Source organism: uncultured Granulicatella sp. (assembly GCF_963528315.1).
GTDB lineage: Bacteria > Bacillota > Bacilli > Lactobacillales > Aerococcaceae > Granulicatella.
In genome coordinates, this window is the sequence record NZ_CAURVV010000055.1 from 1 (window position 1) to 8,881 (window position 8,881).

Annotated in this window: 7 protein-coding genes; all 7 read right to left on the reverse strand. The window is 33.4% G+C overall.

Annotated features, from left to right (window positions below; translation table 11 throughout):
• Nucleotides 1-207: 207 nt before the first annotated feature.
• Nucleotides 208-2,124, reverse strand: coding sequence for a Stk1 family PASTA domain-containing Ser/Thr kinase (gene pknB / locus RYK07_RS08215; RefSeq protein ID WP_314853386.1), 1,917 nt, complete (start codon nt 2,122-2,124; stop codon nt 208-210).
• Nucleotides 2,124-2,870, reverse strand: coding sequence for a Stp1/IreP family PP2C-type Ser/Thr phosphatase (locus RYK07_RS08220; RefSeq protein WP_314853388.1), 747 nt, complete (start codon nt 2,868-2,870; stop codon nt 2,124-2,126). Before RYK07_RS08220 ends, pknB begins: the two co-directional genes overlap by 1 nt.
• A gap of 18 nt (nt 2,871-2,888) precedes the next feature.
• On the reverse strand, nt 2,889-4,214 hold the full coding sequence (rsmB, locus tag RYK07_RS08225) for a 16S rRNA (cytosine(967)-C(5))-methyltransferase RsmB (protein ID WP_314853390.1): 1,326 nt from the start codon (nt 4,212-4,214) through the stop codon (nt 2,889-2,891).
• Complete coding sequence (gene fmt, locus RYK07_RS08230) at nt 4,207-5,163, reverse strand: methionyl-tRNA formyltransferase (protein WP_314853391.1); 957 nt, start codon at nt 5,161-5,163, stop codon at nt 4,207-4,209. Before fmt ends, rsmB begins: the two co-directional genes overlap by 8 nt.
• A gap of 17 nt (nt 5,164-5,180) precedes the next feature.
• Nucleotides 5,181-7,583 (reverse strand): primosomal protein N', encoded by a 2,403-nt coding sequence (gene priA / locus RYK07_RS08235; RefSeq protein WP_314853392.1) that lies wholly within the window; start codon nt 7,581-7,583, stop codon nt 5,181-5,183.
• Between the two features lie 159 nt (nt 7,584-7,742).
• Complete coding sequence (gene rpoZ, locus RYK07_RS08240) at nt 7,743-7,958, reverse strand: DNA-directed RNA polymerase subunit omega (RefSeq protein WP_006703591.1); 216 nt, start codon at nt 7,956-7,958, stop codon at nt 7,743-7,745.
• 16 nt (nt 7,959-7,974) lie between these two features.
• On the reverse strand, nt 7,975-8,598 hold the full coding sequence (gmk, locus tag RYK07_RS08245) for a guanylate kinase (RefSeq protein ID WP_006703590.1): 624 nt from the start codon (nt 8,596-8,598) through the stop codon (nt 7,975-7,977).
• Nucleotides 8,599-8,881 lie beyond the last annotated feature (283 nt).

Sequence of the window (8,881 nt, forward strand, 5' to 3'; positions counted from 1 at the left end):
CGCGACAACTCCTATATATTATCATAGTCGTTTTTCTCTGTCAACAACTTTTTTAAATTATTTTTAAACGCTTTAAAAGCGAACGTTCGTTAACAGTGTTTATAATTTACCATAGCTTTTTATTCTTTGCAAGTCTTTTTTAAAACTTTTTTTATATTTTTGACTACAATAAAAAAGACTGTAGTCTTGAACTACAGCCCTTTCCTTTTATTGCACATTTCCTGAAGAAATTACTTTTCCATCACTCACAATTTTATAGTTACCTGTTGGATGTGAATTACTTAGTGTGAATGTTAAATTCACTGTAGTATCCTCAGTTATTTCTAATGTATTATACACATTAGAAATTTGATTTTTTGCATCTTCGATATATATCGAGATTTTATTTGGCGTTTTCTGCCCGTTATTTTGTCCATTTTTTTGATATGGAATTGTAATTTGTTTTGTCACAGTGTGATCTTTTTTACCTTTTGACAATACAATTGTAAGTGCAGTTCCTTTTTTCACTTCTGCTCCTTCTCTTATTGATTGTCTAATTACTGTATCTGCTGTTGCTTCATTTTCTTCTTCAGTAATGGTTAATGCTAAATTATTTGAATTTGCATATTCAATGGCTCCTGCTCTTGTATAACCTGTTAAGTTTGCCATTTTAATAGAGCTTTCTCCTTTACTAACTACTAATGTAATGACAGGATCTTTTCCCTCTACCTTTTGATTAGGAGCAATACTTTGAGAAATTACTTTTCCAGATTCTACACTATCAGAATTTTCTTCTTGTTTTTCTACTGTAAATCCTAATTTTTTCAATTCATCTCTAGCAGCTTCATATGTTTTATTACGATAATCTTTCATCGTAACAGCTTCTTTTCCTGAACTTACTTTAATTGTAATTTTTGATTTTTCTTTTACAGTACTTCCTGCTTTTGGACTTGTTTCAATGACTTTTCCACTTTCAATTTCATCTGATTTCACTTGGATTACATCTGTAACATTCAATTTGGCATCTGCTAATTTTGTTTTAGCGGCAGCTTCCGTTAAATTCGTTACATCTGGTACTTGTACTTCTTTTGGACTAGACTGCAAGAATACAAAAGCCATAATTCCAATAATTGAAATCAATAAAAGAAGAAACAACCACGGCCATTTACGTCTCTTTTTAACTGGTTTCTCTTCATCCATTTCTACAACTGGTATTTCTTTACTCGTTTGAATTGGTTTAACTTTTTGTGTATGAATTGGTGTTAGTACTTTTGTTTCTCCTGAAAAACTTGCCGGTACAAATTTCTTTTCATATAGTCTCGTAGAATCTAAACAAGTTTTCAAATCTTGAAACATTTCATAACAACTCTTATAGCGATGCATGGGATCTTTTGCAGTAGCTTTTAAAACTATATTTTCTAAGCTTTGAGGAACCATTGCAGTTGGATTTACTATCGTTGGTAATGGTTCTTGGAAATGTTTCAGCGCAATAGAAACTGCGGACTCCCCATCAAAAGGAACTTTTCCTGTTAATAGTTCATACAACACAATACCTAAAGCATAAATATCTGTTTGAATGGTCGCCATTCCACCTCTTGCTTGTTCTGGCGATAAGTAGTGTACTGAACCTAGCAATGTATTCGTTTGAGTTAAGGATGTATCTGATAAAGCAACCGCAATTCCAAAGTCTGTTATTTTAACATTTCCTTCTTTATCAATTAAAATATTTTGTGGTTTAATATCTCGGTGAATAATGCGATTTTGATGTGCAGCTGCAATCGCTGAAACAATTTGCATCATAATACGAACAGCTTCAATTGGATGTAAAGCACCTTTTTGTCTTACATAATCTTTTAAATCTGTTCCTTCGACATATTCCATCACAATATAATTCATTTCTTGTGATTGTCCAACATCGTAAACTCCTACAATATTTGGGTGAGTTAGTTGAGTTGCTGATAATGCTTCTCTTCTAAATCTTCTCATTGCATCATCATTTTGTCGAAAATCCAATCGTAATACTTTAATGGCAACTAATCGATCTAAAATTAAATCCTTTGCAAGGTAAACCGCAGCCATTCCGCCAGTTCCAATTAAAGATTTAATTTTATAACGTCCATTTAATGTTCTACCAGCTTCTAGCATTAGGCTTCCTCCTCTCTAAGGTGAATTTTTGCAATCGCAACTGTTATATTATCACGACCACCTGACTCATTAGCTGCTTGAACAGCTTTTTCCACTTGTTGTTCCAAATCTGAATAATGATTTAAAACATTTCTTATTTCTTCTAATGACAACATATCGCTGAGCCCGTCACTGCATAATAATAAGATATCTTCATCTTTCACAGTCATTCTGACAAAATCAATTTCGACAGCAGAAGTTACTCCTAATGATTGTGTCACAATATTTTTATTGGGATGATTTTCAGCTTCTTCAGGAGTGATTTCTCCAGATTTCAATAATGCATTCACTAAGCTTTGATCTTCCGTTAATTGCTTTAATTGGAAGTTTCTCAAAACATACGCTCGACTATCTCCAACATTGGCAATCATTAATTGATTTCCAATGACACAGGCAGCTACTAAAGTTGTTCCCATTCCATATAAATCTTCATATTGAGTAGAACGTGTAAGAATATCATCATTAGCTTCCTCAATTTTATGAACAATCCATTGATATGCTTCTTCCATATTTTCAATATTAGTCTTTTCCCACGATTGACCTATCGACATTAATGCCATTGAACTAGCAATTTCTCCCGCATTATGTCCACCAATTCCATCACAGACCATCATGAGCGGGATGTGATTTTTGCTTTCAAAGTAGCCAGCAGCATCTTCATTTACTTTTCTTCGTTGACCAACATCACTTTTTATCGCAAATTTCATACAATCCCTCCTCACTGTTTAAGATTTTTTCACTAATTTACAAATATAAAAACCATCACTATTAAAGTCACTTGGTAATATTGTAATATCTTCTGAATCTTTCTGAATCCATTTTCCAATCGATTCAATTTCAAATGCTGGGTTCACTTCTAAAAACTGATGAACCAGCTCTCTATTTTCTGCCTTATTAATTGTACATGTAGAATATACTAGGCTACCCTTTGATTTTACCATTTTTGAAGCAGATAATAAAATCTCTAGTTGAATTTTTTCTAAACTTTTTAAATCTTGTACTTCTTTTGTATATTTAATATCCGGTTTACGACGAACTAATCCTAGCCCCGAACAAGGTGCATCTACAAATACTGCATCAAAACTTTCGGCTGGATAGACATCTTGAACGTTACGGGCATCTAATACTTTCATCGAAATGCAATCTTCCACTTGAAGTCTTTTAGCATTTTCTTGAATTTTCTTTAATTTATGTTCGTATAAATCTAAGGCATCTACATGTCCGCCCTTTGAAGCATCTAAATAACTGGCAATATGCGTCGTCTTTCCACCAGGTGCTGCACATGTATCAAGCACTTTATCCGTTGATTCTAAATTAGCAACTTGCGCAACTAAAGAAGAAGCTTCATCTTGTATCGTAATAAGTCCTTGCTCAAAAGCTTTCGATTGAAAAACATTACCTTCTTCAACAATTAAACATCTACTCGATAAGGCACTTTCTCTAGTCTGAACTCCTTCTTCTAATAGAAGTTGTTTTACTTGTTCTTGCGATAAATGATTTGGTTGAATACGAACACTTACACTTGGGGCTGTTAAAATAGACTCAGAAATTTGTTGAGCTTGTTCTTCTCCATACTGTTCTTTAAATAATTGATACATCCATTTTGGAATACTATACTGTACACTCATTCTTTCATCTGCATCTTTTATTTCCTCAAAACTTCTTAAATCATTTCTTTGGAAATTTCTAAGTACGCCATTAACGAATTTTGCAATCCCTTGATGTCCACGTTTTTTCGCAATTTGTACTGCTTCAAAAATCGCTGCACGATCTGGAATTTTATCTAAAAACACCATTTGGTAAATGGAAATTCTTAGCAATTGTTTCACCCATGGTTGAATTTTCTTTGCTTTTTGAATATAAGGGGCTAAATAAAAATCAATCGTCATTTTTCGTTGAATCGTTCCATAAAACAATTCGGTTAACAGACCTTTATCTTTTGCAGTCCATTTTTGTTGCTCAATTACCTTTTTCAAACTAATCGTTGAATAAGATTGATCTTGTTCCACTTGAACTAATAAATCTACAACTGCATTTCTGACCTTATCCATGATTTACCTCTTCAAAGCAAGCTTTCTCTTCAATAACAGAAGCAAAACCATTCATAAAGGCATCTGAACTCATTTTTGCTTTTCCTGCAGGTTGTAATTCAATAATTTCTAATACGGTTTGATTACCACATGCTACATACAAATGATGATTTTCTTTAAATAATGTTCCTGGTTGTTCAGCAGTTGTTTGATCAACTACCTTCACTTGCCAAATTTTCACTCTTTCACCATTTAATACAGTAAATGAAGTTGGCCAAGGACGTAAACCACGGATAAAGCAATCTACCATTTTTGCTTCTTTTGTCCAATCAATTTGTTCTTGTTCTCGTGTAATATTTGGAGAATACGTTACGAATGCTTCATCTTGTACAATTTCAGTAATAGTTCCATCAAAAATTTTCGGTAATGTGTCTAATAATAATTCTGCACCTACCACACTTAATTTTTCAAACATAGAAGCTACATCATCAATTTGTTCAATTGGAATCGAGCGTTGTGATAAAATATTTCCCGCATCCATTTTGCTAACCATTCTCATAATCGTTACACCTGTATGAGAATCCCCATTCATAATAGCATAATGAATCGGTGCACCCCCACGATATTTTGGTAATAAAGATGCATGAACATTGACAGCACCCTGTTTTGGAAATTCTAAAAATTTCTTTGGTAAAAACTGACCATAAGCAGCTGTTACAATTAAATCAGCATCTAATGTCATTAATTGTTCTAATTCTTCTGAACCTGTTAATTTTTCTGGTTGATATACAGCAATATTTTGTTCTAATGCATATTTTTTCACGGGTGATGGCGTAATCACTTTTTTACGACCGACTGGTCTATCTGGTTGAGTCACAACCGCAATCACTTCATATTCTTCTGAACTAACTAAAGCATCTAATACTTTTGTTGAAAATTCGGGTGTTCCCATAAAAATGATTTTTTTCAAAATTCCACTTCCTATCTTTATAAAAAATATTGAGGTTCTACATCGATGGATACCGCTACTTTTGACTGCGGTGTTGATTGAGTATTGACTAAGACCTCATGTAATAAAATATCTAATACTGGATCTTTTTTATATTTAATAATTAATTGATAATAATAACGATTATTCATTCTAGCAATTGATTTCGCACTAGGTCCTAATAAAACAGATTGAGAAGATAGTTTACCTTCCAATACCTTTTTAATGTCATACGCCTGTTTTTGTGCAGCATATTCTTGTTCACTAGAAACTGTAATCATTACTGTAAAATAATAAGGCGGATAATGAGCGAGATGTCTCATTTTCATTTCTTGAGCAAAAAAAGCCTCGTAATAGTGATGTTGTGCTAATTGAATCGCATAATGATCTGGGTTATATGTTTGAATAAATACTTCTCCAGCCTTATCTCCTCTACCAGCTCTTCCTGCTACTTGTGTTAATAATTGAAAAGTTTTTTCTGCCGCTCTAAAATCCGGAATATTTAAAGCTGTATCTGCATTGACGACTCCTACTAAAGTGACATTTGGAAAATCTAACCCTTTAGCAATCATTTGTGTTCCAATTAAAATATCCGCTTTTTGTTCTTCAAATTGTTTTAACAACGCTTCATGTTGTCCTTTTTTACGAGTTGTATCGACATCCATTCGAATAACTCTCGCAGTTGGTAATAATTGCTCTAATTCTTCTTGAAGCTTTTGAGTTCCCGTTCCGAAATAACGAATTTGTCGGCTATGACATTTCGGACAGTGATTTGGAATCCCTTCTTCATGCCCACAGTAATGGCATTTCATCACTTTTGTATCCATATGAAGCGTTAAAGAAATATCACAATTTGGACATTCCAATACATAACCACAATCTCGACACATAATAAAGGACGAATATCCTCTTCGATTTAAGAGCAACACACTTTGCTCTCCTTTTTCTAATCGGTCTTCTAACGCTTGTAATAAACGTTTGGAGAAACTTCCTTTTTGTGCCAAAAATTCTTGTTTCATATCAAGAACATGAACTTGAGGTAATGGTTGATGTTTAGCACGCTTTGTTAACCGTAATAAACGATAAACTCCCTTTTCTGCTCTTGCTCGAGATTCTAAACTTGGAGTTGCACTTCCAAGTACGACAGGGCAATGATGATATTTTCCTCTCCAAATCGCAATATCTCTCGCATGATAACGTGGAGTATCATCCTGCTTATAAGTACTCTCATGTTCTTCATCTAAAATAATAATGCCAACATTTTCTAATGGAGCAAATACTGAAGATCTTGCTCCAACAACAATGTCTGCTCGACCTTCTTTTATTTTTTGCCATTCATCATGTTTTTCTCCAGGATTCAACCCACTATGTAAAACAGCTACTCGATTCCCAAATCGTTCTTTGAATCGTTGAACCATTTGAGGGGTTAATGAAATTTCTGGAACAAGCATCATAGCGCTTTTCCCTTTTTGAATGGCTTCTCCAATCCATTGAAGATACACTTCTGTCTTTCCTGAGCCTGTCACGCCTTGCAATAAGTAAACATGAGAGGTTTCATCACTCTCTTCTTCTAACACTTGTTGAAAGACTTGTTTTTGCTCTTGATTTAGTTCAAATGGTTTAGAGTGGACAATTTTTCTCCCCGCATAAGGATCTCTATCTACTGCTCTTTTTTCTAAAAAAATCCAACCTTTTTCAACAGCTTTTTTCACATCTGCTTGCACAACATTAAAGCGAGTCATAAATTCAGCTTTCGCAATTTCTGTATTCTCTAAACTAGATAAGCCTTCTAGAAATCTTAATTGTTTTGCCGCATTTTTTGGAACTTGCTTCATCATTTCCAAATATTCTTCAGGTAAATACGATAATACAATCCAATCTTCTGTTTTTATTTGTTTGCGGTCTTCTACTAAAGTTTTTGTTTGAACAATTCCTTTTTGTTTTAAACGTAGTAACTCTGCCAAAATTTCCTTTGGCATTTCATCCGTTACTTCTATTTCTAATTGCCCATTAAAAATTCTTTGAAAAATTTCTTCTTGCTCTTGGGGATTTTCTAATATAAATAACTTTCTTGTTGTTGTTTTTAACATCGCTGGCAACATTGTTTGATAACAGTGAATTAAAAAGGCGAATAAATGATTGGACATATATTCTCCTAATTCAATCATTTCTTTTGAGAGAACAGGTTCAAGATCCATTAATCTTTCAATTTCTTTTAATTCCCCATCAAAATCAGATGTTGGACGAATTGAAACAACAAATCCTTGCACACTTCTTCCAGCAAATGGAACAACAACTCTCATTCCCACTTCGATTTCTCCTTCGAAGATTGCAGGAATTCTATAATCAAATGGTCGATTCACTTGTTTTACTGGTACATCTACAATTACTTGTGCAAACATGATTTCACCTCTCTTTAGAGGTATACTTACCCCAATTTACATCATAAGAATAGTGTATCATCTTTTTCAAAAAATAGAAAACCATTTATTCAGTCTTAAATTTTATTTATAAAAATAAAAACCTTGAAGGGATTTCTCCACTTCAAGGTTTCTTCATCATTAAACTTCTTCAGGAATACTATCTTCACGAATTCCTAATTCACCAGCGATAACTTCTTCTAACGCACGGCCAACATTTTTATCTGATTGATAGTCTTCTAATTTTTGTGGTTCATGATGGTGTAATTCATGAGCTCTTTTACTTGATAAAATTACTAAAGAATATTTTGAATCAATTTTGTTCAATAATTTATCAATTGAAGGATATAACATCATAATAGATTACCTCTTTCTACTCTTCATCCAGTATTTCTTCTAACTCTTCTATAGTATCTAAATTTCTAATGATTCGCAAGTGCTCCGTTTGAATAATTGCTTCGATTTTTTGAACTGCATTATCTACTGTATCGTTCACTACAGAGTAATCATAATACTTCATCAACTCTAATTCTTCACGAGCTGTTTTCATACGCTTCGCAATTACTTCATCAGAATCTGTTCCTCGATTAACAATACGGCTTTCTAATTCATTTAAATCAGGTGGCGTTAAGAAAATAAACACTCCCTCTGGCATTAATTCACGAACTTGAATAGCACCTTGTACATCAATTTCTAAAAACACATCTTTCCCTGTTGCTAATGTATTTTCTACATATTCTAGTGGAGTGCCATAATAATTCCCAACATATTCAGCATATTCCAATAATTGTTTATTTTGAATCATTTGTTCAAATTCTTCTCTTGTCTTGAAGAAATAATCGACTCCATCTGTTTCACCTGTTCGTGGTTTACGAGTTGTGGCTGAAATTGAGTAAACAAATTTTTGTTCCCCTTTTGAAAAAATTGCAGCTCTAACTGTTCCTTTCCCTACGCCTGATGGTCCAGATAAAACGATTAACAATCCTCTTTTTGTCATAATCGTCTCAAAACTCCATTCTTTTTAAAGCTTTCTACTATCTTATCATAAACTTAAGTCGAACAACAAGCCAAAGCAGAAAAAATATCACTTCCTCAACAAATTATAATCTTCTCCTCATTTTTATCTGTGTTTTTTCTTTAATAAACCGGAAAATAGTCCGACAACAAAAACGAGCATCTCTGTTTGCGAGATGCTCGTTTCATTATTGTTCATTAAGATTTTTGTCCCATATCTTTTACTTTCATAATACGAGTAATACTTGCACGTTCTTGTTCTTCTA

Coding starts and splice junctions, on each gene's coding strand:
- pknB (WP_314853386.1), bottom strand. CDS start 2,124: ATGCTAGAAGCTGGTAGAACATTAAATGGACGTTATAAAATTAAATCT.
- RYK07_RS08220 (WP_314853388.1), bottom strand. CDS start 2,870: ATGAAATTTGCGATAAAAAGTGATGTTGGTCAACGAAGAAAAGTAAAT.
- rsmB (WP_314853390.1), bottom strand. CDS start 4,214: ATGGATAAGGTCAGAAATGCAGTTGTAGATTTATTAGTTCAAGTGGAA.
- priA (WP_314853392.1), bottom strand. CDS start 7,583: ATGTTTGCACAAGTAATTGTAGATGTACCAGTAAAACAAGTGAATCGA.
- rpoZ (WP_006703591.1), bottom strand. CDS start 7,958: ATGATGTTATATCCTTCAATTGATAAATTATTGAACAAAATTGATTCA.
- gmk (WP_006703590.1), bottom strand. CDS start 8,598: ATGACAAAAAGAGGATTGTTAATCGTTTTATCTGGACCATCAGGCGTA.